This is a genomic window from Pseudomonas sp. Pseusp15 (assembly GCF_059492165.1).
The window spans coordinates 2,367,654-2,389,957 of sequence record NZ_CP168523.1 but is presented as its reverse complement, the minus strand read 5'-3'; the positions used below and the strand labels follow the sequence as shown (position 1 = coordinate 2,389,957).

Genomic DNA, 22,304 nt, shown 5'->3' with positions numbered 1-22,304 from the left:
ACGTTGATGAAAACAGCCGCACAGTTGCTGAAACTGAAGATCGTGCAAAACCAGCAGGTGCACAGCATCGCACCGGATCAGATGGTGCTCGACGCCCTGAAAATGATGGCCGAGAAGAACGTCGGCGCGCTGCCTGTGATCGAAGAAGGGCAGGTGGTCGGCGTCATCAGCGAGCGCGACTATGCGCGCAAGGTGGTGCTACAGGGGCGTTCTTCGGTCGGCACGCCGGTGCGCGAGATCATGAGCGCACCGGTGGTGACTGCCGACAGTTTGCAGAGCATCGAGCGCTGCATGGAGGTCATGACCGACAGTCATTTGCGTCATCTGCCGGTGCTGGAAGGCGGGGAACTGATCGGGCTGCTGTCGATCGGCGATCTGGTCAAGGAAGCCATCGTCGAGCAGGCCGATTTGATACGGCAACTTGAGCACTACATTCGCGGGCATTGAGCCCGCGCATACCGTAGGTCGCAAAAATCGGCTGGCGTGGAAATAAACCTAAGTAACCGGTTGGAACAGTCGATAACCCCAACAGTAGGCAATTAGCCGACCACGCACCTGCCGACAGGGGAACCATCGAGTGTCCATAAAATTACGTTTGATCTTGTTGATCGGCACTGGCTTGCTCACCGCCCTGATCGTGAGTCTGGTCAGCTATGTGGGTAACACCCGGATGGCTGAAGCGGTGAGTGACAACGAGGTCAGTATGACCGCGCTGCGCAACCACCTCGAAGCCGACATGATGCACGATGCACTGCGCGCCGATGTGCTGTCGGCGATGCTGGTAGGGTTGGGCAAGAGCCCCAGCAGCAAGGCCGAGGTGCGCAGTTCACTCAATGAGCATGCCGCGCATTTTCGCGAGATGCTCGGTGACAACCTCAAGCTGCCGGTCAACGATACCCTCAAGGCCGCGCTGGACAAGATCAAGCCAAGCCTCGATACGTACATCAGTGCCGCCGAGCGCATTGTCGGGCTGGCGCTGGATAATCCGGATTCCGCACAACAGCAACTGGGCACGTTCAATAACGCGTTCAGCCAACTGGAAAGCCAGATGGCCACCCTCAGTGAGCTGATCGAAACCAACACTCAACAGACCAGCGCGGGCACTCGGCAAACCATCAGCAGTGCCAACTTCACCCTCGGTGTCGTACTCATTGCCAGCTTGTTGCTGCTGCTCGCCCTGGGACGCTCGGTCATCCTGAGCATCATGGGGCCGTTGCAGATCGCCAGCCGGATTGCCGACAGCATCGCCCATGGCAACCTGAGCGAGGCTATCGTCGAACCCACCCGCAAGGATGAAGCCAGCACCTTGATTCGCAGCCTGGCGACCATGCAGCGTGACCTGCGCGGCATGATCGAAGTGGTTCGCAGCAACGCCCACGGCGTAAGTGGCATGAGCCAGCGGTTGAGCAGCGGTTGCCATCAGGTCGCGGGCAGCAGTCAGCAGCAAAGCGTTGCCGCCAGCACCATGGCCGCGGCGGCCAGCGAAATGACTGCGAGCATCGAAGAAATCACCCGGCATGCCGAGCGTGCACTGAACATGGCCAACCAGGCCGAGGAACTGGCCAAGGACGGCGGTCGGGTGATTCATCAAGTGGTCAGCGACATGGACGGGATTGCCCGTTCGGCGCAGCAGTCGGCCCAGGTGATCCGCACCCTGGACAAGGAGTCCGAGGGGATTTTCAGCATCATTCAGGTGATCAAGGGCATCGCCGATCAAACCAACCTGTTGGCGCTTAACGCCGCCATCGAGGCCGCCCGTGCCGGTGAGCAGGGCCGTGGTTTCGCTGTCGTCGCCGATGAAGTGCGTAGCCTGGCGGGCCGCACCAGCGCCTCCACCCAGGAAATCGCCACCATGGTCGCGCGTATCCAGCAAAGCACCCGCGAGGCGGTCAGCAGCATGGAGGCGGGCGTCGCGCAGGTCGACAAGGGCATGGCGGTGACCGCCGACGTCGAGCGCGCCATCCGCGAAATCCTCCAGGCCACGCTCAACACCACGGAGCTGGTCAATGACATCAGCCGCACAATCGGTGAGCAGAGCCTGGCCAGTAACGAAATCGCACATCAGGTGGAAATGATTGCCGGCATGTCCGAAGGCAACAGCAAGGTGATCAACCAGACCGCCTCGACCACCGATGAACTGTCCAGCCTGGCCGGACAGCTCTCGCAGTCGGTGGATCGATTTCGCCTTTGAGGCATTGGCTGGCCCTGTTATCAGGGCCAGTCAGCTCATCCAGTTGCCGCCATCGACGTTATAGGTTTGCGCCACGATGTAATCGCTTTCGGTCGATGCCAGGAAGATCGCCATGCCGACAAGGTCATCCGCCGTGCCCATGCGCCCGTACGGCACTTCCTGTCCCGCCAGTTTTTTCTTTTCCCCGAGCGGGCGGTTTTCATAGCGGGCAAACAGCGCGTCGACGCCGTCCCAATGCTCGCCGTCCACCACCCCCGGCGCGATAGCGTTCACGTTGATGTGATGGGGAATGAGATTGAGACCGGCCGATTGCGTGAGGCTGATCACCGCCGCCTTGGTCGCGCAATACACCGCGACCAGCGCTTCACCGCGCCGACCGGCCTGGCTGGCCATATTGATGATCTTGCCACCATGGCCCTGGCGGATCATCTGCTTGGCCGCGGCCTGCAGTGTGAACAGGGTGCCGGAAACGTTGATCGAGAACAGCCGTTCGTAGCTGTCGCGAGAAATCTCTGTGATCGGCGCGAGATCAAACAGCGCCGCGTTGTTGATCAGGATGTCGAGCTTGCCTTTGGTGGCGATCACCGTGGCGATGGCAGCGTCGATGGATTGCTGATCGGTCACGTCCATCTCGACTGCATAGGCATTCGGCCCCAGTTCAGCCGCTGTGGCTTGCGCGCGTTCAAGGTTGATGTCGGCGATTGCGACCGTAGCGCCTTCGCGGAGATAGGCTTGCGCGAAGGTTCTCCCGATGCCCCTGGCAGAACCGGTGATAAGCGCGCTTTTTCCTTCCAGACGTTTCATTTTTTTCATCCATTCGTAAGAGCTATAAAGACGCCCCCGTTGAGGGCATTACAAGTCTGCGCAGAACCCTGTGGGAGCGGGTTTGCTCGCGAAAGCGGTATGTCAGGCGACATCGCTGTTGAATGTGCCGCCCTCTTCGCGAGCAAGCCCGCTCCCACACGGACTACCTACTTGGGATAACCAGCGCGCTTCATCTCCCGCTCGGTGCTTTGCTGCGCGGAGGCCAGGGCCTGTTCCACTGGCATCTGCCCGGTGAGCGCCGCGGATACCAGTTTGCCGACCGACGTGCCAATCGCCTGGAATTCGGGAATGGTCACGTACTGAATACCGACGTAGGGCACGGGCTGGACTGATGGGTGCGCCGGGTCGGCGTTCTGCATCATTTTCAGCGTGACACCGGCGAAGGGCGCAGCCTGCAAATAGGCGTCGCTGTAGGTCGACATGCGGGTGCCCGGTGGTACGTTGCTGATGCCATCCGTCTTGGCAACCAGTTGGATGTATTCCCTGGAGGTGGCCCAGGTCACAAAGGCTTTGGCGGCTTCCTTGTGTTTGGATGTCGCCGGGATGGCCAGTGACCAGGCATAGAGCCAGGACGAACCCTTGTCGGTGACTTCTGTTGGCGCGGCGACGAAACCAACATCATTGGCCACCTTGCTTTGCGTTGTGTCGGTGATGAACGAGCCGGCGACGCTGGCATCGACCCAGATTGCGCATTTGCCACTGTTGAACAGGGCGAGCGTTTCGTTGAAGCCATTGCTCGACACACCCGGTGGGCCGTACTGCTTCAGGGTGTTGACGTAGAAGTTGGCGGCGGCAGTCCATTGCGGCCCGGTGAGTTGCGGCTGCCACTGCTCATTGAACCAGCGCGCGCCAAAGGCGTTGGACATGGTCGTCAGCAGCGCCATGTTCTCACCCCAACCGGCCTTGCCGCGCAAGCACATCCCATACTGTTCTTTATCCGGCTGGTGCAGCTTGCCGGCGAACTCGCCGAGCTGCGTCCAGGTCGGGTGCTCGGGCATGCTCAGGCCGGCGTTCTTGAACAGGTCGGTTCGGTAATAGGTGACGGTGCTTTCGCCATAGAACGGCAGGGCGTAGAGCGTGTCGTTGACCGATAACCCTTGGCGAACCGCAGGGAAAATATCTTCGAGGTCATAGCTGGCGGGCAGGTCCTTTATTGGCTCCAGCCAATGCTTGGCGCCCCACAACGGTGTTTCGTAAGTGCCGATGGTGAGCACGTCGAACTGGCCGCCCTGAGTGGCTATGTCGGTGGTCAGGCGCTGACGCAACACGTTCTCTTCAAGCACCACCCAGTTGAGCTTCACGTCGGGGTGCAGCTGTTCGAATGTTTTGGACAGTCGCTGCATGCGGATCATGTCGCTGTTGTTCACGGTGGCGATGGTCACCGTTTCACCCGCCTGGCAGAGCAGGGCAGAGCACAGCCCGGCGGACAGAAAAAGTGCGCTTGGAATGATCTTCATCGTGATCTCCGCTCTGCGCCTTGGGCGGCAGAAGCTTTATTGTTGTTGTAATCCACGAGGCGGGGCATAGCCGCACCGGGATGACCACAGAATTGCAGCTACCCAAGCAGCGAACAAATGAATGGCATACGCGCCGCTGATACTTTTTTGACCGTGGAAAAAAAGTATCAGTGGGCTCCATGTAACGCGCTAGGCGCCGGGCGTCGTTAGTGCGAGTCTCATGTCAGCGTCCCGAGACTTCGACTCGTCCCGGGCTTCGCGGTACCTTGATAAAACCAACAAAAACGGAATCGCCAGGGTGATGAACCATCACGTAACCGCAGACAAGCCGCCAGCGCTTGAAGTCATTCTGAACGAGCCCCAGCACAGCTTTCGTTGGTATGAGCACGACTATCCCTTCGACCTGGCGCGCTGGAACCATCATCCGGAGTTCGAGATCCACCTGATCCGTGAAGGCAGCGGTCGGCTTCTGGCTGGTGACTACATCGGCGTATTCGAAGCCGGCCATGTCGCCCTCATCGGCCCGGGCCTGCCTCATGACTGGATCAGCGATCTGGGCAAAGGCGAGGTGATTACCGGCCGTGACGTGGTGTTGCAATTCGATGGCCAGATGCTGATGCAACTGCGCGACAAGGTCCCGGAGCTCAGCGAGTTACAAAGCCTGTTTCGCCAGGCGGCGCAGGGCATCGAATTTCATGGCAACACCCGCAAAAAAGCAGCTCGACTGCTGGAAGAGATCGGCCAGTGCCACGGCTTGCAGCGACTGTGCCTGTTCCTGTCGTTGCTGCAACTGCTGGCATCGGCCCCCGACAGCGAGAGACAGACGCTCGCCAGCCTGCAATACGCGCCCATGCTCGACGCATTGACGGCCCAGCGCATGAGCATTGTCTTCGACTACATCCTGAACGACCTCGCCGATGAGTTGCGGATGTCGGTCATTGCCCAGCGGCTGGACATGAACGAGCCGGCCTTCTCCAAATTCTTCAAGCGCGCCACCGGCCATACCTTCGTCGACCTGACGCGCAAACTACGAGTCCAGCGCGCCTGCCGTTTGCTGGCGCAAAGCAGTTTCAGCGTTGCCGATATCTGTTTTGAGGTGGGGTACGCCAACTTGTCGAATTTCAATCGGCACTTTCGCCATGAAATGCATGAGACACCCAGCGAGTATCGGCAGCGGTTGCAGCGCGCATCTTGCGGTGGGTAGCGCTTTCTGTGGCGCTGAAGTGTTAGTCTCGAAAGCAACCGGGTAGTGGCGTTAGCGCATCTGGAATTATTTTCTTCCAGTTCTTGACATGCCTTTCGAACCAGTCCAGAATTGCGTCCATTCCTGATTCAGGAACACGAAAACCCCTTAGATTTCAAAGGGTTGGAAGCTAGATTAGAATCTTGTTTCCAGGTACGAGTTTACACGTTTGATGTTGCGCTACTGAACATCAGATGTTTGAGGCCGAATAGCAAAATGGTTATGCAGTGGATTGCAAATCCACCTACGCCGGTTCGATTCCGACTTCGGCCTCCACTATTAAAAACCCCGTAGATCAATGATCTACGGGGTTTTTTTATGCCTTCAGGAAAGTGAAGTGTTCCGCATGAATGGATTGCGTTGTTGGCTTTACGATGGGCGCACACGCGGTGATAAACCTTTTTTATCCCTCGAGCTGAGTGACCGAGCGGGGCACTTGCGTCAGTGATATCGTCAATTTCACTAGCCGTCTTCGGTCGGTTTCACGGAACTGAAATTTGCTAATCGTCGCTGAAAGCTCAAGGTCACCATCCGCGGCAGCCTTCGTGGCATCTGAAGATAGGTACAGAGGCTACTTCACCACTTTGCCAGCTATGGCAAGGGCAGGGGTTCCAATCCCTGCGTGATAGTTGAGTGTATTGGAGTAATCGTTATAGGGGGGGTTAAGAGCTGGCAGTTTCTACTTGTTTGATTCTGTTGATGGTCTTTGCAGTGCGGTAGCGGGCTACTACAATTCTCCCGGCGCGAAGGCCGTACGTTTCTACTGTTTTATGTAGTACGTAGCAAATGACTACAAGGATCATGACTATTTGTATTTTTTGCGGGATATAGGTGATTCCCAAGTTGCTCACGACTTCTGCCAAATAAGGCCATGCCCAGTTATGGAATAAATAGACTGAGTACGTCAGGTTTGAGGTGAGCCTGATAAGTGGGCCATCTTGTATTCTGTCTCGAATCAGCCATGCAGAGAAGAAAATAGCCAGTGCATACATCGAGTGATTATTGTTATTGAATGATGGCTGGATTTTGGTCGTCATAGTCCAGAATGCCAAGACGATGCATATCATTAATGCGATGCAGGCATTCTTATTGGCTTTGCCGGTTTCCAGCAGATAAATACACGATCCTAAAAAGAGGAACGGAGCATAAAGCGTGGTGTATCCGAGGGTGAGCCCTGGTGAGTTAGGGAATGGCGAAGAGAAATACAAGGTTGCAGCAATAGCGCCAAATACCATTGGAAGGTATTGCTGCTTGCGCATCAGGCCGGACGCCTTGAATAGCGCCATCAACACATAAAAAGCAACCTCAATCCGCAACGTCCATTCAACACCAGATAGTGAGGTTGGAATTGCAAACAGGTCACCTAAAAGAAGGAGGTGTGGAATCCATTGCCAGGCTGGAGGGAGCGGGATTCCATTAACGAATTTATTTACCAGTGCCTCGCAGATGACGGCGAAAATAAATAATGGATAAATTCTGAAAAAACGTTTTATGAGAAACTCTGTTGTGTTCTCGGACTGGAGTACATGCGTTATGACGTAGCCAGATGTAATGAAAAAAACGATTACCCCTGCAGCACCAGACCAAACTAATGGAGAGATTGTCGATAAAACATACCGTAAAGAGATATGTAGTGATTCATCGATAGATGCATAGTAGACGTCTGGGAACATTCGGTGGCCGACGAGCACGCCAATAAAGGCAAATATTCGCATGCAATCCAAAAATACAATTCTGTCCATGATTTGTTTAGGCATATAAAACCGAGAATGTTATTTGTTTTTTTGAGCGCTAAATTGGTGAGTCGTGCCGATCGATGCGGATTCTACACCAAATCACTGGACGCATCTTGGCAAAATGCCATTATTGTTGCTGTGCAACAATTATTGAAGATCCTCTCCGACGCCGGCACCAGCGTCGGCGTTTTTGCACCTGCCCTTAACGTGGCGATGAGGCGGTTCCAGATCGACCGCTAACGAGCATTTCCGCAAGCAATCGATGAGGGCACATATCGCGCCGAAATGCTCACTGAGGGTTGGACCGAGTACCCAACCTGAGCAGTTTAAATATGGCGCTGGCGCGAGCCGTGATCATGGCCTTTTCCTGCACCCTGGGAGATGACCAATAGGGTTTTTTGCTGATCTCGAACTCATCGTAAAGACTGGGGTACAGCGTTTCTGCCGGTCGCTCGGCTCCAAACTTGATCATCCAGGTTGCCCTTCCGTTGGCGTTTAGTACGGCAAGGCTAGTCGATTAAAGCGTCTTTGCTTGTCGTTTTTGGTATCAATTGGTAACTCGGCATCAGGTCTATTTTCGGACGAGGTTGGCGCGATGAGTCACAAAATCAGGCGCCGGGCAGCTCCGCAGCCATGGAGCAGTCCCGTGTGCCGCGCGGCTTACAGAACCTTGAAAATCAGTAGCTTGCGGAACGATAATGATGCTAACCTATTGAAATAGCTTGTTTTGTTGATCGATTGAAGATCCACCTACATCGGTTCGATTCCGACTTCGACCTCCACTTTAAACGAGCTCCGTAGGTCCATGATCTACGGAGCTTTTTTATTTTCGCAGTCCTGCAAGATTTAGTCTTGAAAAGGGGGGTGTGAACTTGCTTCACCGGGGCGGGATGTATATATTTCCCCCTCTGTTGCACAAGCGCTACCGCCCGAATGGCGAAACTGGTAGACGCATGGGACTTAAAATCCCCCGCTCGTAAGGGCGTGCCGGTTCGATTCCGGCTTCGGGCACCATCTAAAATCAAGGGTTTGCAGGCGAAAGCTAATGCAAGCCCTTGTTTGTTTCTGGTCCGCTATTTTGGATTTGGTCCGCAATTCACTTGGTAGGAGTGGCTTTCTTGCCCATGCGGTTCCGGATGTACTTCTCTGTCATTACCACAGCCTTATGCCCAAGTTGATCTCTCGCCTGCAAGATATCACCGCTGGACTCGGCCTTATCTGTGCCTGCCTTGGCGCGTAAATCCCGCATCTGAAATTCAGATTTCTGGACACCGGCCGCTTCCCTGGCCAAATCAAACCTTCTCCGCAATATCGCCACTGTCATTGGTGTGCCATCCGCTATAGCGATCAGTCGTGTCGAGCGGACCTTGTGTTCTGACTTTCGGGACATGATTCGATCAATCAAAACCTTCTACCCGCAAGCGTTTCCGCGAAGAGACGGCAGAGATCCCGATCGCTAACAGGGCGTTCCGGCTGCGAACGCTTGGCCGCATGGCTGCTTGTCAGGCGTACGTCCTGCAGGTCACCGCTGGAAGATAAGTTGATAGATCTGCAATCGAGCAGAAGTCGGATGGAGGGTCAATGAACTGCCGAGGATCTAGGAACTGGAACGTGATCAAATTTGGAAATCTCTTTGATCCAGAAGCGACGATATTTAGTTTGGTCTGGCGGCAGCGGTTTGTGATTTGACCAGGGGTGCTCAGTTTTCAAGCTGGCGCGGTATGCCTCCCACTCCTTTTCCTCAGCCACTTCCTTGGCCCTTTTCTCATCATCGAACCAGCCAAGCACATAAACTTCGCCCTGATCCATACCATGTTCGATCAGTAGATAGATATCTTTCATAAGCTTGAGCCTGCTACTCCACATTCTAAAATCCCCTAATGCTGGGGCATCGTTTTGACTATCGGCAGACACTTTCGATTATTGAGTTTTATCGTTCAAAGGGGAGATTAGCTTCTGCTCCTGATTGCGCACGTTATCCACTCATGGTCAGGTTCTCCTGACCGTGCTCGGGACTTTAAATCGCCCGCTCGCAAGGGCGTGCGGTTCGACTCCGGCTTTGGGCACCTTGAATATCAAGGGTTTGCATGAGATACCTCACGCAAGCCCTTATTTTTTTGCGCCGCAAAAATCTATCTCTGCTCCGCAATTCGCTACCACTGGTCATTTTGTGGGCGTGACTTTCATCCCTTTACGCATTCGAATGTACTTCTCTGTCATGCCTACGGTGGTGTGCCCAAGTTGATCGCGTGCAGCACGAATGTTGCGTGTCGATTCTTCCTTATCCGTCGCGGCCTTCGTCCGTACGCGCATTTGAAAATCAGCCTTGGGAATGCCGGCAAACTTCGGGGCATTATCAAACCACTTCCGGAGCATGCTCGGCGTCATCGGCTACACCGCCAAGGTCGGCAGCGCTGGATGATCTCGGCCGTGGCGCGGATGATGCTGCAATGGCCATTGCTTGAATGAAGTGATGACTTTATCGAAGATTGTTTTTGTTAATGGGAATCAGTGTTAATTACGAATGGTTTTGTATAGCATGCGCCGCAGTTTTTGGCGGTTTCACTCCCTGCATTGGCCTATTCGTAAAGGTTTTTCTCTTCATGCGTCGAACCCTGCTTTCCATTTGTGTGCTGCAAGCATTGTCGTCTACCTCATGGGCTGAACAAACGGAGGTGTCACCCTCAACGCTTGAGCTGGACGCAACCGATGTTATCGGTACTGCGAATTATGAAAGGGCGGACGGCCCGGTGCAGGGTTATCTGGCTACGCGCTCGGCCAGCGCCACACGCACCGACACGTCGATCCACGAAACCCCACAATCGATCAGTGTGGTCTCGAAAGATGCGGTCGAGGATCTGGGAGCCACCCGTTTGCAGGACGCGTTGGACTACGCTGGGGGCGTGGGGCGGGCGAACAATTTTGGTGGACAGGGTCTGACCACGTTTACCGTTCGTGGCTTTACCACTGGCGAGTTTTATCGCAACGGTTTTCCGATCAACCGCGGCTATCCGAACATGCCGGATGCCAACACTATCGAGCGACTCGAAGTGCTACGCGGTCCGGCAACCATGCTCTACGGTCGGGGTGATCCTGGCGGCACGTTCAACGTGATTTCCAAACAGCCGTTGCCCGAGCGCACCGTCACCTTGGGCAGTCAACTGAACGATCAGGGCATGAAGCGTGGCACGCTGGATGCTTCCGGCCCGCTCGACGAAGAAGGGCGCCTGGCCTATCGACTGAACGTAGTGGGCGAGGGCGGCGACACCTTCCGCGATCACGTCGAAACCGAGCGCTACGGTATCACGCCGGTGCTCACGTGGCAGGCAACCGACGCGACCAAGCTGATTTTCGAAGGCGATTTCATGCGTAACAACGCGCCTCTGGATCGAGGCGTTACACGTTACCCGAGGCAGACGGGTACCGCCTCTCGCGACAGTTTTTTCGGCGAAAAAGACGCTGGCAAACTGCATAACGACAACAACATGGCGCAGCTGCGTTTCGAGCACATGCTCAATGACGACTGGACGCTGGGTGGTGGCTTCCAGTGGCTCGATGGTTCGCTCAAGGGCAACGCAGTCGAGGCCAACGGTATTGCCGCTGACGGCCGCACCTTGGGGCGCAACTTCAACTATCGCAAGCTGGAGTGGACCGACAAGGATACCCAGCTCAATCTGACCGGCCATTTCGATACCGCTGGTTTGCAGCACACGTTGCTCACCGGTATCGAGTACGAAGATTATGACTACAAGTCGATCATTCAACGCTCCAGCGGTGCTGTCGATGCGTATCCGATCGACATCTTCGATCCGGTGTACGGCCAGTCGCGTCCAGCACTGACTCGCACGCCGACCCACGACAAGGAAAACCTCAAAACTTATGCCGCGTTTGTGCAGGATCAATTGGCACTGACCGACAAACTGAAGGTGCTGGCAGGGGCGCGTTTCGAACGCTTCGAACATGACTACGAAACCTTTGTCCCGGGCGGCAAGAGTTGGCAGGCGAGTGACAACGCAGTAACTCCGCGCATCGGCGTGACCTACGATTTGACCGAGACATTAGCGGTTTATGCCGACACCGCCCGCTCGTTCAAGCCCAACACCGGCGCAAGCCGCCTCGGCGGAGGGTTTGCGCCGGAGAAGGGCAAGTCGTACGAAATGGGTATCAAGTGGGAAGCACTGGATCAGCGGTTGAGTGTCGATGCGGCGATCTATCAGATCGAGAAGCGTAACGTGCTGACCACCGACCCCGTCGATTCCACCTTCAGCGTGGCTGCCGGTGAAGTGCGAAGCCGTGGTTTTGACATCAACGTTGCCGGCAACCTCACTCCCGAATGGCGCGTGATTGGCGGCTACGCCTATGTCGATGCCGAAGTGACCAAAGACAACGTACTGCGCTCTGGCACGCGGCTGCTGAACATCCCGAAAAACAGCTTCAGCCTGCTGAATATGTACGAGTTCCAGGACGGCACCCTCAAGGGATTGGGCTTGGGCACCGGATTCAAGTACGTCGACGAGCGCGCCGGACAAACCGCCAACACTGCGTTTTCGATGGGCAGCTACACCGTTGTCGACTTGCTTGGCTTCTACAAGATCAATGACAAGGTGCGGCTCAATCTTGACGTGAAAAACCTGTTTGATCGCGATTATGAAGAAGGCGCGTTCGGCAATGTTTACGCTTATCCGGGTGCGCCACGAACCGTGCAAGTCGGTATTTCCTACACGTTGTAGTGCGTTCTGCTGGTGCACACTGAGCAAGCGCGATAACGCTGGAAGTGAGGCGATGTGCGTCAGCAGTAGAGTCTGTGGATCCTGCAAAGGCGACAGTTGCAGATTTGAGCTACAGACAGGTCAGCCGTCAGCTTATCTCAGGTCGCTCGTGCCTGGTGCTGGACCGTGGGCGGATCGTGGAGCAGGGCGAGGTGTGGCAGATTTTTGGTGACCCGCAACACGAGGTGTCACCGGCCGTGGCGACCGATCTGCTGGGCATCGCCCAGGCACTGGGTGGGCAGGTCAGCTTGCTGCATGGCGGTATCGAGCGTATCCAGAGCCGCGCCCAGGGACGTCGATTCCTGGGCGTAGCGACGAGCCAGGGGCCAGGCGCGTTGCTGGCCCGTGCTTCGTCGCTGGCCGATCAGGTGCCGGGGTATCTGGCACCCGCGTGATGTCGACTTACTTCGATCCTGCACCGATCTGCCAGACGTAGGGCGGTTCGGTGCCGTTGATTTCCCAGTCGCCGATGATGCGTTCCTTGTAGATCAGCGGGTTGTGCGAGGCCGCGGTGCGAGCGTTGCGCCAGTGACGATCGAGGGCTTTGCCGGTGCTGGTGGCCGAGGCGCTGAGGGCGTTGAACAGGTCGCTGGTGGCGCGCAGCACCAGGTCGGCGATCACCACTTGGGCCTGGGCGGATTCCAGTTCGGCGGCGATGTTGGCATCGCGTTCGGCTTCGTCGTTATGGGCGAAGCGGCTTTCGTAGGCCACCTGCAAGGCGGCCGCGGCGCGCAGGGTGGTGGCGTGTGCGGCATAGACCTGCGCTGAAGCCTTGCCCACCACTTGCTGCACCTGGACATCCTGGCTGACGTGGCTGGCGTTGCCGGTGCTGAAGATGCGCGTGCGCTTGCGTACTTCTTCCGTGATGTCGCGCACCGCGGCACGGCCGGCACCGGTCTGGACCGCCAACAGCACCAGTTGATAGAAGGCCGTCTGGTATTTGAAGCGGGTGGTGAAGTCCAGCAGGTTTTCGGGCTCCACCACGGCGTTCTCGAATACCGAGGTGCCGCTGCCGGTGGTGCGCTGACCAAAGCCATCCCAGTCGTCGCTCTGCACAATACCCGGTTGCTGCACGCGAACGGCGGCAATCACATCGGCGCCGTTGTCATCGCGCTGGGCATAGAGGTCGATCCAGTCGGCGAAGATACTGCCGGTGCTGTAGTACTTGGTGCCGTTGACCACCCATTGTTCACCCAGACGCGAGACACGGGTGCCAACCTGGCCGATCTTGATGCTGCCGACTTCGGTCCAGGCGTTGCCCACCAGATCGCCGTCGACAAAACGCTTGAACCAGGTGTCCTGGGGCGCATCGGCATGGGCGTTGAGGCGGTCTTCGACAAAGGCAAAGTGACCGCGCAACGCCTGCGGCAGATTGGAATCGGCTTCGGCCAGTTCGATCAGCAACTCAAACAACTGGGGCAGGGAAGCGCCGGCGCCACCGTACTGCACCGGCACGCGCACGGCGCCAAAGCCGGCTTCCTTCAGCCACTTCACTTGTTCAAAGGGCAGGCTGCGAGTTTGCTCGCGCTCCAGTGCGCCGGCGGCGATGCGTGCAAAGATCGGCCGGAAGCGCTCGGCCAGGGCCTGGTAGTCGGTACCGCTGGAGAGGGGGTGTGGCAGGTGCTGTTGCTGGACAGTCATGGTGCAGCTCCTTATGGAAGGCAAGAGAAGCAACAGTGCAGTCGATCTGTTGCGTACTACTGCCAGTGCACAGGTCGTGCCTGGCACTGCAAAAGCCGTTTAATCGGGCGCGCAGGGCTGTTCGCCAGGGTGGTTGCTGTCGTCTGCCGGGCAACTTGCTGAAGCGCTGACTGCCCGGCAACAGCGGCCTGGGCGCGCTGCACGGAATGGGCAGAGAGGCAGCTGTTGTGAGCGCAACAGTTGATCAACAGCCTGCCCGGTGGACGACACTGCGGCGTTTTGCGAAAAACCGTATAACTTATTGATTTTTATTGAATTATAGAGATGGCACGGTTGCTGCTCTAGTCCTTGTGCAGGTGCCGCGGTGGCCTCTGCCACCATGAGGACGGGCAATGAGCAACACACTGAAAGTGGTCGCGGTATCCGGGAGCGTGCAGCGGCCTACGCGCACCCTGGTGCTGCTCAAGGCTCTGGTCGCCGGTCTTGCGCAACAGCTGCCGATCGCGCTGCACCTCATCGAATTGTCCGAGGTCGGCCCGCAGTTTGCCGGGGTGCTGTGCCGTGAAGACTTGCCCGCCGCGGTAGAGGCCGATCTGCAGGCCATTGAAACGGCCGACCTGCTGATTGCTGCCAGCCCGGTTTACCGCGCCTCGTACACCGGACTGTTCAAGCACCTGTTCGATTTCGTCCATCACCAGGCGTTGAACAACGTGCCGGTGTTGCTGGCCGCCACCGGTGGCTCGGACCGCCACGCCCTGATCATCGATCACCAGTTGCGCCCGCTGTTTGGTTTCTTCCAGGCCCTGAGCTTGCCCATCGGTGTGTATGCCGCCGAAGCCGACTTCACCGACTACCAGATCACCAGCCCCCAGTTGCTCGAACGCATCGAGCGCGCTGTCGAGTCGGCGGTCCTGAGCCTCAATCCGAAAGTTCACCGGGATGCCAGCGCTGCCTGACGTCCCGGGTCAACCCTCATTTCAACGAGTCAATGGAGTACGTACAATGAGCCAGGACAACATCAAGTTTGCCTATTGGGTTCCCAACGTCAGCGGTGGCCTTGTGGTCAGCAAGATCGAACAGCGCACCAGCTGGGACATCGATTACAACCGCAAGCTGGCGCAAATCGCCGAAAAGGCCGGCTTCGAATACGCCTTGTCACAGATCCGCTTTACCGCCGGTTATGGCGCCGAAAACCAGCACGAGTCGGTGACCATAAGCCACGCGCTGTTGGCCGCCACCGAGAAGCTCAAGGTGATCGCCGCCATCCTGCCTGGGCCCTGGAGTCCGGTGCTGGCGGCCAAACAGCTGGCCACCATCGACCAGTTCACCAACGGTCGGGTCGCGGTGAATATCGTGTCGGGTTGGTTCAAGGGCGAGTTCCGGGCCATTGGCGAGCCGTGGCTGGACCACGATGAGCGCTATCGTCGCTCGGAAGAATTCATCCAGGCGCTCAAGGGCATTTGGACCCAGGACAACTTCAGTTTTCATGGCGATTTCTACCGCTTCCATGACTACACCCTCAAACCCAAGCCACTGCAGCAACCGCACCCGGAAATCTTCCAGGGTGGCAGCTCGCGCGCGGCGCGGGACATGGCTTCGCGGGTTTCCGATTGGTACTTCACCAACGGCAACAGCGTCGAAGGCATCAAGGCCCAGGTCGACGACATTCGGGCCAAGGCCGCGATCAATGGCCACTCAGTGAAAGTTGGGGTGAACGCCTTTGTCATTGCCCGCAAAACCGAGGCTGAAGCCCGAGCGGTATTGCAGGAAATTATCGCCAAGGCCGATCCGGAGGCCGTCAATGGTTTCGGCAGCGAGGCGAAGAACGCCGGCGCCTCCAGCCCTGAAGGCGAAGGCAACTGGGCCAAGTCCACCTTCGAAGACCTGGTGCAGTACAACGATGGCTTCAAGACCAACCTGATCGGTACGCCGCAGCAGATTGCCGAACGCATCGTCGCCCTCAAGGCGGTGGGCGTGGACCTGGTGCTCACTGGCTTCCTGCACTTTCATGAAGAAGTGGAGTACTTCGGCCGCAAGGTGTTGCCGTTGGTGCGTGAGCTGGAGCGCGAGGCGGTCGCGGCCAAGGCTGCGGCGCTCGCCTAAAGGACGGGAAAGGTCATGGCGACATTCACTGATAACACGCAATCCGACACCTTGCCGCAGTGGCTGCAACAGCAGGCACGTCAGCAAGGGACGGGCATTGCCCTGCGACATAAGCGCCTGGGGGTGTGGCAGGTGCGAACCTGGCGCCAACTGGCCGCTGAGGTTGAACACCTGGCAATGGCCTTGCAGGTGCGTGGTTTTGTGCCTGGCGCGAGCTTGGTGATTGTCAGCCGCCCGCGGCCGGAGGCGTTGATCGCTGTACTGGCGGCACAGTGGTTGGGCGGGGTGGCCGCGCTGTTGGATCCGCTGGAGGCAGCGGCTGCACAGGTGCCGCTGTTGCGTGAGCTGCACAGTGAATGGGTGTTCGCCGAAGGCCATGAGGAGATTCAGCGCCTGCGCGCCGCCGGACTGGCGCCCAGGCTGCTGATTTACGCCGACGGCCGCGGCATGGCTGAGGTGAGTCAGACCGGTGACACCCTGGCGTTCGCACAACTGCTGCTGGGCAGCGATCACCGGCTGGAACCCCAGGCCCGAGCCGAGCGCACAGCTTTTACCTTCTACCGTTTGGGTGTGGGGCAGCGCATCGAGCAGCAGCGCATTAGCCACGCCGAGTTGCTAAAGGAAGGCCGGCGCCTGGTGCACAGCGAGCAGCTGGGGCGGCAGGAAGAAGCCCTGGCGGCGCGAGCGTTTGCCGCGGGTAGTCAAGCGCGTTACTTGCTGGCGCCTTGGTTGATTGCCGGCTTTCGACTGAATTTTCCGGAGAACCTGGCGACTCGCGACCAGGACCGTCGCGAGTTGGGCCCGACGCTGGTGGCCGGCACCCGGAAAACCTACGAGCGCCTGCATGCCCAGGTCCTGGCCCGCTTGCCGGAGCCAGGCAGCTGGCGTCGGCGTCTGGTGGACTGGGCGCTGGTGGCGCACCCCGGTGCGCTGCAACGGCATCTGGGGTACTGGCTGATCCGCCGGCCGTTGCGCGACATCCTCGGCTTTTCCCGCACCCGCGCGCCGTTGGTGGTGGGCGAGGCGCTGGCGCCACACACCCAGGCGTTTTTCCAGGCCTTGGCGATTGAAGTACGCACCTGGCCTGACCCGGCACAGTGGCACCGGCCCGCGCGCTGGCCAGCCCCGGTGGTCAACGGCTGGATCGAAGACAGCACGCAACCGGCCTGACAAGGACATGACTCATGGCACAGACACAGGCGACAAAGGTTGAACATCTGCTGGAGCTGGAAAATATTGGCTTGTCGTTCAAGGGCGTCAAGGCGGTGACCGACATCAGCTTTGCCGTGGCCGCCGGCGAGATTTGCGCCTTGATCGGCCCCAATGGCGCGGGTAAAAGCTCACTGCTGAATGTGATCAACGGCGTGTACCAGGCCCAGCAGGGGCGCATCCGCTTTGCCGGAGAAGGGCGCCGGCGCATGAGCCCGCATGATGCGGCGGTGCGCGGCATTGCCCGCACCTTTCAGAACATCGCCTTGTTCAAAGGCATGAGTGTGCTCGACAACGTGCTCACCGGACGCACCCTCAAGCGTCGCAGCAGCTGGATCGAGCAGGCTCTGCGCATCGGCCGCGCCGCTGGCGAGGACGACCGCCAACGTGAGGCCGCCGAGCGGATAATCGACTTTCTGCACATCCAGCCCTGGCGCGACACCCTTGTCGGCAAGCTGCCCTATGGCTTGCAGAAACGGGTGGAACTCGCCCGTGCCCTGGCCGCCGAACCGCGTTTGCTGTTGCTGGACGAACCGATGGCCGGGATGAACGCCGAAGAGAAGCAGCAGATGAGCCGCTTCATCGTCGACATCAACCGTGAGTTGGGCACTACGGTGGTGTTGATCGAGCACGACATCGGAGTGGTCATGGGCATTTGCGATCACGTGGTGGTGCTCGACTACGGCCGCAAGATCGGCGACGGCCCACCCGAAGAAGTGCGACAAAACCCCGAGGTGATCGCCGCCTACCTCGGCACGCGCCACTAACCCCTGGGTCGATAGCGCCGCCAGCCGCCAGCCGCCTGGTGGCCAGGAACCCTTTGCCCGCAAAACAGGAAGGCTCATGGAATTTTTCTTAGAGGTGTTGATCGGTGGGCTGCTGGCCGGGGTGATGTACGCCCTGGTGGCCATCGGTTTTGTCCTGATCTACAAGGCCTCCGGCGTCTTCAACTTCGCCCAGGGGGCGATGGTGCTGTTTTCGGCGCTGACCTTTGTCAGCCTCTTGGAGCGCGGGGTGCCGTTCTGGCTGGCGTTTGTCATTAGCCTGGCGGCGATGGTGCTGCTGGCGTTGGCGGTGGAGCGGGTGGTATTGCGTCCGCTGGTCAACCGCTCGCCAATCACCTTGTTCATGGCCACCCTCGGCTTGTCCTACGTGATCGAAGGGGGCGCCCAGGCGCTGTGGGGCGCCCAGGTGCATGGCCTGGAACTGGGCATCAGTGACGAGCCACTGGAACTGGGCGGCATGCTGTTGTCGCAGTTCGACATTTTTGCCGCCGTGGCCGCCGCGCTGCTGGTGTTGGCGCTGTCGCTGCTGTTCAACAAGACCCGTATTGGTTTGTCGTTGCGTGCCGTGGCCGATGACCCGCTGGCGGCGTTGGCCGTGGGCATCCGCCTGCAACGGGTGTGGGTGCTGGTGTGGGCGGTGGCCGGGTTTGTCGGTCTGGTGGCCGGCCTGCTCTGGGGCGCGCGGCTGGGGGTGCAGTTTTCGCTGTCGCTGGTGGTACTCAAGGCATTGCCGGTGCTGATCATCGGCGGTTTTACCTCGATCAGTGGGGCGATTGTCGGCGGCTTGATCGTCGGCGCCTCGGAGAAGCTGGCCGAGGTGTACCTGGGCCCCGTCATCGGCGGCGGTATCGAGAACTGGTTTCCCTATGTGCTGGCGTTGCTGTTCCTGCTGGTGCGGCCGGCCGGGCTATTTGGTGAACGCGCGATCGAGCGGGTTTAAGGAGAGGCGTGATGTTTTATCAGGAAGCCGGTCAGTTCAGTACTCGCTATGCCCAGGACCGCCGGGTGTTTCGCCTGCGGCAGGACCGTTACGGCTTGGTTGCCTTGCTGCTGTTGGCCTTTGTAGGTGTGCCGTATCTGGGTAACGACTATTGGTTCAGCGCCATTCTGATTCCGTTTCTGGTGCTATCACTGGCCGGGCTGGGGCTGAACCTGCTGACCGGCTATGCCGGGCAGTTGTCGCTGGGCTCGGCGGCCTTCATGGCTGTGGGCGCCTTTGCCACTTACAACGTTGAACTGCGGGTGCCGGGCTCGCCGTTATTGCTCAGCATGGCCCTGGGCGGGGGAGTGGCAGCGCTGGTGGCGGTGCTGTTCGGCCTGCCGAGCCTGCGGATCAAGGGCTTCTATCTGCTGGTGTCGACCCTGGCGGCACAGTTCTTTGTGACCTGGGCGCTGACCCACTTCAGCTGGTTCTCCAATAACAGCGCCTCGGGGGTGATCAGTGCACCGCGCCTGGAGATACTCGGGGTGGATTTGAACTCACCGGTGGGCCGTTACCTGCTGACGTTGGGGGTGGTGGTGGCGTTGTTCTGGCTGGGCAAGAACCTGGTGCGCAGTGAACTGGGACGCAACTGGATGGCCGTGCGTGACATGGACACGGCCGCTGCAGTGATGGGAATTGCGTTGCTCAAGACCAAGCTGCTGGCGTTTGCAATCAGCGGCTTCTTTCTCGGGGTGGCCGGAGCGCTGTGGGCCTTCACTTACCTGGGCACCGTGGAGCCCCACGGTTTCGATCTGAATCGGTCCTTCCAGATCCTGTTCATCATCATTATCGGTGGCCTGGGCAGCATCCTCGGCAACTTCCTGGGCGCGGCGTTCATCGTGCTGTTTCCGGTGCTGCTGTCGAACCTGGTGGCCTTGTTGCCGGCCGGGCTGATCGATGCCGGGCAGATAGAAAACCTGCAGAAGATGGCATTTGGCGCCCTGATCATTGTGTTCCTGGTCAAGGAGCCGGAGGGCCTGGCGCGCCTCTGGCAGAAGTTCCGCGAGCGCGCTCGGTTGTGGCCCCTGCGCTACTGAGCAAACCGGCGCAGGCATGGACTGCGCTTCGATCCTCCTGCGGCAAACGTGCGATTGAATCATTGATAAGGAAAATACCGATGTTGAAACGATCTCTACTCAGTAGCCTCGCCCTGGCCGTCAGCCTGAGCGTTGCCACATTGACTGCGCAGGCGGATAACGAACAGTACTTCCCGCTGCAGAGCTATCGGGTCGGTCCTTATGCCGCCGGTGGTACCGGGTTTTTTGGTGGTTTTATCGACTACCTCAAGTACGTCAATGCCAATGGCGGGGTCAACGGCGTCAAGCTGACCTGGAGCGAGTGCGAAACCGAATACGTGGTCGAGAAGGGCGTGGAGTGCTACGAGCGTCTGAAAAAAGGCCTCAATGGTGCGCCGGCTGCCGCCACTAACCCGCTGTCGGTGGGAATCGCCTATGCCACCCTGGAGCGCTCGACCGCGGACAAACTGCCGCTGATCACCATCAACCACGGCCGCACCGACTCCACTGACGGCAGCGTTTTCCCCTATGTCTTCCCGTTGCAGCTGAACCCGTACTCCGAAGTCTCGGCGATCATCAACTACATCGGCCAGCAGGCCGGGGGGCTGGACCAGCTCAAGGGCAAGAAGATAGTCACCCTGTATCATGGCTCGCCCTACGGCAAGGAAACCAATGAGGTGTTGCAGACCCTGGCCGACAAGTACGGGTTCAAGCTGACCCTGCTGGAAGTGCCCCATCCGGGTAACGAACAGCAGTCGCAATGGCTCAACATTCGCCGGGAAAAACCCGACTGGGTGATTCTGCGAGGCTGGGGCGTGATGAACCCGGTGGCGTTGAAAACCGCGCAGAAAGTCGGCTTCCCGGCGGATCACATCATCGGCAACATCTGGAGTAACTCCGAGGACGATGCCGCACCGGCCGGTGCCGCCGCCAAAGGCTTTATCGCGATCACCACGCACCCCACGGGCACCGATTTCCCGGTCCTGCAAGGCATCCAGCAGCAGGTGGTGGCCAGGGGCAATGGTGACCTGGCCGATCCGAAACGCTTCGGCACCGTGTATTACAACCTCGGTGTGGTGAACGGCATTCTCAATGTCGAAGCGGTGCGCATTGCCCAGGAGAAATTCGGCAAGCAACCGCTCACCGGCGAGCAGGTGCGCTGGGGCTTCGAGCACCTCAAACTGGACGATGCCCGCCTCAAGGAGCTGGGTGCACTGGGCTTGGTGCAACCATTGCAGCTGTCGTGCTCGGACCATGAAGGGGGCGGTGCCGTGCGCTTCCAGCAGTGGGATGGCAGCCAGTGGAAACTGATCAGTGACTGGGTGCAGGCCGACCGTGCCTTGCTCAGGCCGATCATCGAAGCCTCGTCGCACCAGTACGCCAAGGAAAAAGGCATCACACCGCGCGATTGCAGCCAGGACAGCTGAGATGTGAATCGGGTCGGGGAGGCGTCCCCAATGCTTTTCCGTTAAGGCAATGTCTGCTCAATACACATCCCGTGGCGAGGGAGCAAGTCACTCGCCACAAGTCACTTGTTTCAAGCTTTTATTAATTGAACAGCATGGGGATAGGCGTATGAACCAAGTACCGATCTTGCGGATCGACGCGATTGAAGTCCTGTACGAACAGGCCATCCTCGCGGTGTGCGGGGTATCGCTGGCGGTGCCGCAAGGGCAGATCGTGGTGTTGCTGGGGGCCAACGGTGCCGGCAAGAGCACCACCTTGAAGGCCGCCTCCAATCTGGTGCGCGCCGAGCGGGGCGAGGTAGTGCAGGGGCGGATCCTCTATCGAGGCGAGGATGTCACTCGTAGCACGCCCCATAGCCTGGTGGCCAGCGGCCTGGTGCAGGTACTGGAAGGCCGGCATTGCTTTGCCCAACTGACAGTGGAAGAAAACTTGCTGACGGGTGCCTTTGCGCGTCAGGTGTCCCGCGGGCAACTGAAGGCCGATCTTGAGCGTATCTACAGCCAGTTTCCGCGCCTCAAGCTGCGGCGCAAAAGCCTGGCCGGCTACACCTCCGGGGGTGAACAGCAGATGGTTGCGCTCGGGCGGGCGCTGATGGCCCGGCCGCAGCTGGTATTGCTGGACGAACCTTCGATGGGCCTGGCACCGCAGATCGTCGAGGAGATCTTCGAGATCATCCAGCAGCTCAATCAGCGCGACGGCGTGAGCTTCCTGATTGCCGAGCAGAACATCAACCTGGCCCTGCGTTACGCCCAGTACGGCTACGTGCTGGAAAGCGGCCGGGTTGTCAGCGAAGGCACGACCGGGCAGTTGGCCGCGCGCAGTGATATTCAGGACTTCTACCTGGGGGGCGGGACAGCGGGTAAAGGAGCTGCTGCTTGAC

Annotated in this window: 19 protein-coding genes, 2 tRNA genes and 4 pseudogenes; 18 read left to right on the top strand and 7 right to left on the bottom strand. The window is 58.6% G+C overall.

The genetic code is table 11. The features are described 5' to 3' along the window. The first annotated feature begins 6 nt into the window (after positions 1-6). From ACEN8R_RS10745 to ACEN8R_RS10735, 3 genes and pseudogenes are all read left to right on the top strand, one after another. Positions 7-447, top strand: a complete 441-nt coding sequence (locus tag ACEN8R_RS10745; RefSeq protein WP_018929008.1) for a CBS domain-containing protein — start codon at positions 7-9, stop codon at positions 445-447. A gap of 130 nt (positions 448-577) precedes the next feature. Continuing rightward, positions 578-1,087: pseudogene (locus tag ACEN8R_RS10740) on the top strand (MCP four helix bundle domain-containing protein); the annotation flags it as partial. 117 nt (positions 1,088-1,204) lie between these two features. Continuing rightward, positions 1,205-2,191: a methyl-accepting chemotaxis protein gene (locus tag ACEN8R_RS10735; protein WP_457327234.1), complete on the top strand. Its 987-nt coding sequence runs from the start codon at positions 1,205-1,207 to the stop codon at positions 2,189-2,191. A 30-nt stretch (positions 2,192-2,221) separates the two neighbouring features. On the opposite strand, the gene ACEN8R_RS10730 is transcribed toward ACEN8R_RS10735, so the two are convergent. Both ACEN8R_RS10730 and ACEN8R_RS10725 read right to left on the bottom strand, forming a co-directional pair. After that, positions 2,222-2,995, bottom strand: a complete 774-nt coding sequence (locus ACEN8R_RS10730) for an L-iditol 2-dehydrogenase (RefSeq protein WP_018929010.1) — start codon at positions 2,993-2,995, stop codon at positions 2,222-2,224. Positions 2,996-3,162: 167 nt separating this feature from the next. Next, positions 3,163-4,473 carry an ABC transporter substrate-binding protein gene (locus tag ACEN8R_RS10725; protein WP_064617635.1) on the bottom strand — a complete coding sequence of 437 codons (1,311 nt, stop codon included), beginning with the start codon at positions 4,471-4,473 and terminating at the stop codon, positions 3,163-3,165. A 301-nt stretch (positions 4,474-4,774) separates the two neighbouring features. On the opposite strand from ACEN8R_RS10725, the gene ACEN8R_RS10720 reads away from it, so the two are divergent. Together ACEN8R_RS10720 and ACEN8R_RS10715 are read left to right on the top strand one after the other, a co-directional pair. Then, on the top strand, positions 4,775-5,677 hold the full coding sequence (locus ACEN8R_RS10720) for a helix-turn-helix domain-containing protein (protein WP_018929012.1): 903 nt from the start codon (positions 4,775-4,777) through the stop codon (positions 5,675-5,677). Between the two features lie 241 nt (positions 5,678-5,918). Further along, positions 5,919-5,992: transfer RNA gene (locus ACEN8R_RS10715), tRNA-Cys, on the top strand. 386 nt (positions 5,993-6,378) lie between these two features. Here ACEN8R_RS10715 and ACEN8R_RS10710 read toward each other — a convergent pair. Then, positions 6,379-7,389, bottom strand: a complete 1,011-nt coding sequence (locus tag ACEN8R_RS10710) for an acyltransferase family protein (RefSeq protein WP_495624851.1) — start codon at positions 7,387-7,389, stop codon at positions 6,379-6,381. A 3-nt stretch (positions 7,390-7,392) separates the two neighbouring features. On the opposite strand from ACEN8R_RS10710, the gene ACEN8R_RS10705 reads away from it, so the two are divergent. Together ACEN8R_RS10705 and ACEN8R_RS10700 are read left to right on the top strand one after the other, a co-directional pair. Further along, entirely contained in the window at positions 7,393-7,692 is a 300-nt protein-coding gene (locus ACEN8R_RS10705; RefSeq protein ID WP_495624850.1) for a hypothetical protein, read from the top strand. A 687-nt stretch (positions 7,693-8,379) separates the two neighbouring features. Then, a tRNA-Leu gene (locus ACEN8R_RS10700) sits at positions 8,380-8,466 on the top strand. An 82-nt stretch (positions 8,467-8,548) separates the two neighbouring features. Here ACEN8R_RS10700 and ACEN8R_RS10695 read toward each other — a convergent pair. Continuing rightward, a pseudogene (locus ACEN8R_RS10695) lies at positions 8,549-8,863 on the bottom strand (tyrosine-type recombinase/integrase); the annotation flags it as partial. A gap of 2 nt (positions 8,864-8,865) precedes the next feature. On the opposite strand from ACEN8R_RS10695, the pseudogene ACEN8R_RS10690 reads away from it, so the two are divergent. Beyond that, positions 8,866-8,949 (top strand): annotated as a pseudogene (locus tag ACEN8R_RS10690) (DUF2280 domain-containing protein); the annotation flags it as partial. A gap of 81 nt (positions 8,950-9,030) precedes the next feature. On the opposite strand, the gene ACEN8R_RS10685 reads toward ACEN8R_RS10690, so the two are convergent. Both ACEN8R_RS10685 and ACEN8R_RS10680 read right to left on the bottom strand, forming a co-directional pair. Continuing rightward, positions 9,031-9,294: a hypothetical protein gene (locus ACEN8R_RS10685; protein WP_026286635.1), complete on the bottom strand. Its 264-nt coding sequence runs from the start codon at positions 9,292-9,294 to the stop codon at positions 9,031-9,033. A 321-nt stretch (positions 9,295-9,615) separates the two neighbouring features. Then, positions 9,616-9,843, bottom strand: a pseudogene (locus tag ACEN8R_RS10680) (site-specific integrase); the annotation flags it as partial. A gap of 212 nt (positions 9,844-10,055) precedes the next feature. On the opposite strand from ACEN8R_RS10680, the gene ACEN8R_RS10675 reads away from it, so the two are divergent. Both ACEN8R_RS10675 and ACEN8R_RS10670 read left to right on the top strand, forming a co-directional pair. Further along, on the top strand, positions 10,056-12,182 hold the full coding sequence (locus ACEN8R_RS10675; protein ID WP_305409040.1) for a TonB-dependent siderophore receptor: 2,127 nt from the start codon (positions 10,056-10,058) through the stop codon (positions 12,180-12,182). Between the two features lie 104 nt (positions 12,183-12,286). Beyond that, positions 12,287-12,616, top strand: coding sequence for a hypothetical protein (locus ACEN8R_RS10670; protein ID WP_495624849.1), 330 nt, complete (start codon positions 12,287-12,289; stop codon positions 12,614-12,616). A gap of 7 nt (positions 12,617-12,623) precedes the next feature. Here ACEN8R_RS10670 and ACEN8R_RS10665 read toward each other — a convergent pair whose 3' ends face one another. Then, complete coding sequence (locus tag ACEN8R_RS10665; RefSeq protein WP_495624848.1) at positions 12,624-13,862, bottom strand: acyl-CoA dehydrogenase family protein; 1,239 nt, start codon at positions 13,860-13,862, stop codon at positions 12,624-12,626. A 392-nt stretch (positions 13,863-14,254) separates the two neighbouring features. Between ACEN8R_RS10665 and msuE the strand changes: the two genes are divergently transcribed. From msuE to ACEN8R_RS10625, 8 genes are all read left to right on the top strand, one after another. Next, positions 14,255-14,818, top strand: a complete 564-nt coding sequence (gene msuE, locus ACEN8R_RS10660) for an FMN reductase (RefSeq protein ID WP_018929019.1) — start codon at positions 14,255-14,257, stop codon at positions 14,816-14,818. 46 nt (positions 14,819-14,864) lie between these two features. Next, positions 14,865-15,965, top strand: a complete 1,101-nt coding sequence (sfnG, locus tag ACEN8R_RS10655) for a dimethylsulfone monooxygenase SfnG (RefSeq protein WP_018929020.1) — start codon at positions 14,865-14,867, stop codon at positions 15,963-15,965. A gap of 15 nt (positions 15,966-15,980) precedes the next feature. Further along, positions 15,981-17,135: an AMP-binding protein gene (locus tag ACEN8R_RS10650; RefSeq protein WP_495624847.1), complete on the top strand. Its 1,155-nt coding sequence runs from the start codon at positions 15,981-15,983 to the stop codon at positions 17,133-17,135. Between the two features lie 14 nt (positions 17,136-17,149). Then, positions 17,150-17,941: an ABC transporter ATP-binding protein gene (locus tag ACEN8R_RS10645; RefSeq protein WP_018929022.1), complete on the top strand. Its 792-nt coding sequence runs from the start codon at positions 17,150-17,152 to the stop codon at positions 17,939-17,941. A 76-nt stretch (positions 17,942-18,017) separates the two neighbouring features. Further along, positions 18,018-18,899 (top strand): branched-chain amino acid ABC transporter permease, encoded by an 882-nt coding sequence (locus tag ACEN8R_RS10640; protein ID WP_258614218.1) that lies wholly within the window; start codon positions 18,018-18,020, stop codon positions 18,897-18,899. A gap of 11 nt (positions 18,900-18,910) precedes the next feature. Next, entirely contained in the window at positions 18,911-19,978 is a 1,068-nt protein-coding gene (locus ACEN8R_RS10635; protein ID WP_495624846.1) for a branched-chain amino acid ABC transporter permease, read from the top strand. Positions 19,979-20,058: 80 nt separating this feature from the next. Then, on the top strand, positions 20,059-21,384 hold the full coding sequence (locus ACEN8R_RS10630) for an ABC transporter substrate-binding protein (protein ID WP_018929025.1): 1,326 nt from the start codon (positions 20,059-20,061) through the stop codon (positions 21,382-21,384). Between the two features lie 148 nt (positions 21,385-21,532). Continuing rightward, a complete protein-coding gene (locus tag ACEN8R_RS10625; RefSeq protein WP_018929026.1) occupies positions 21,533-22,303 on the top strand; it encodes an ABC transporter ATP-binding protein in 771 nt (256 codons plus the stop codon). Position 22,304: the final 1 nt, after the last annotated feature.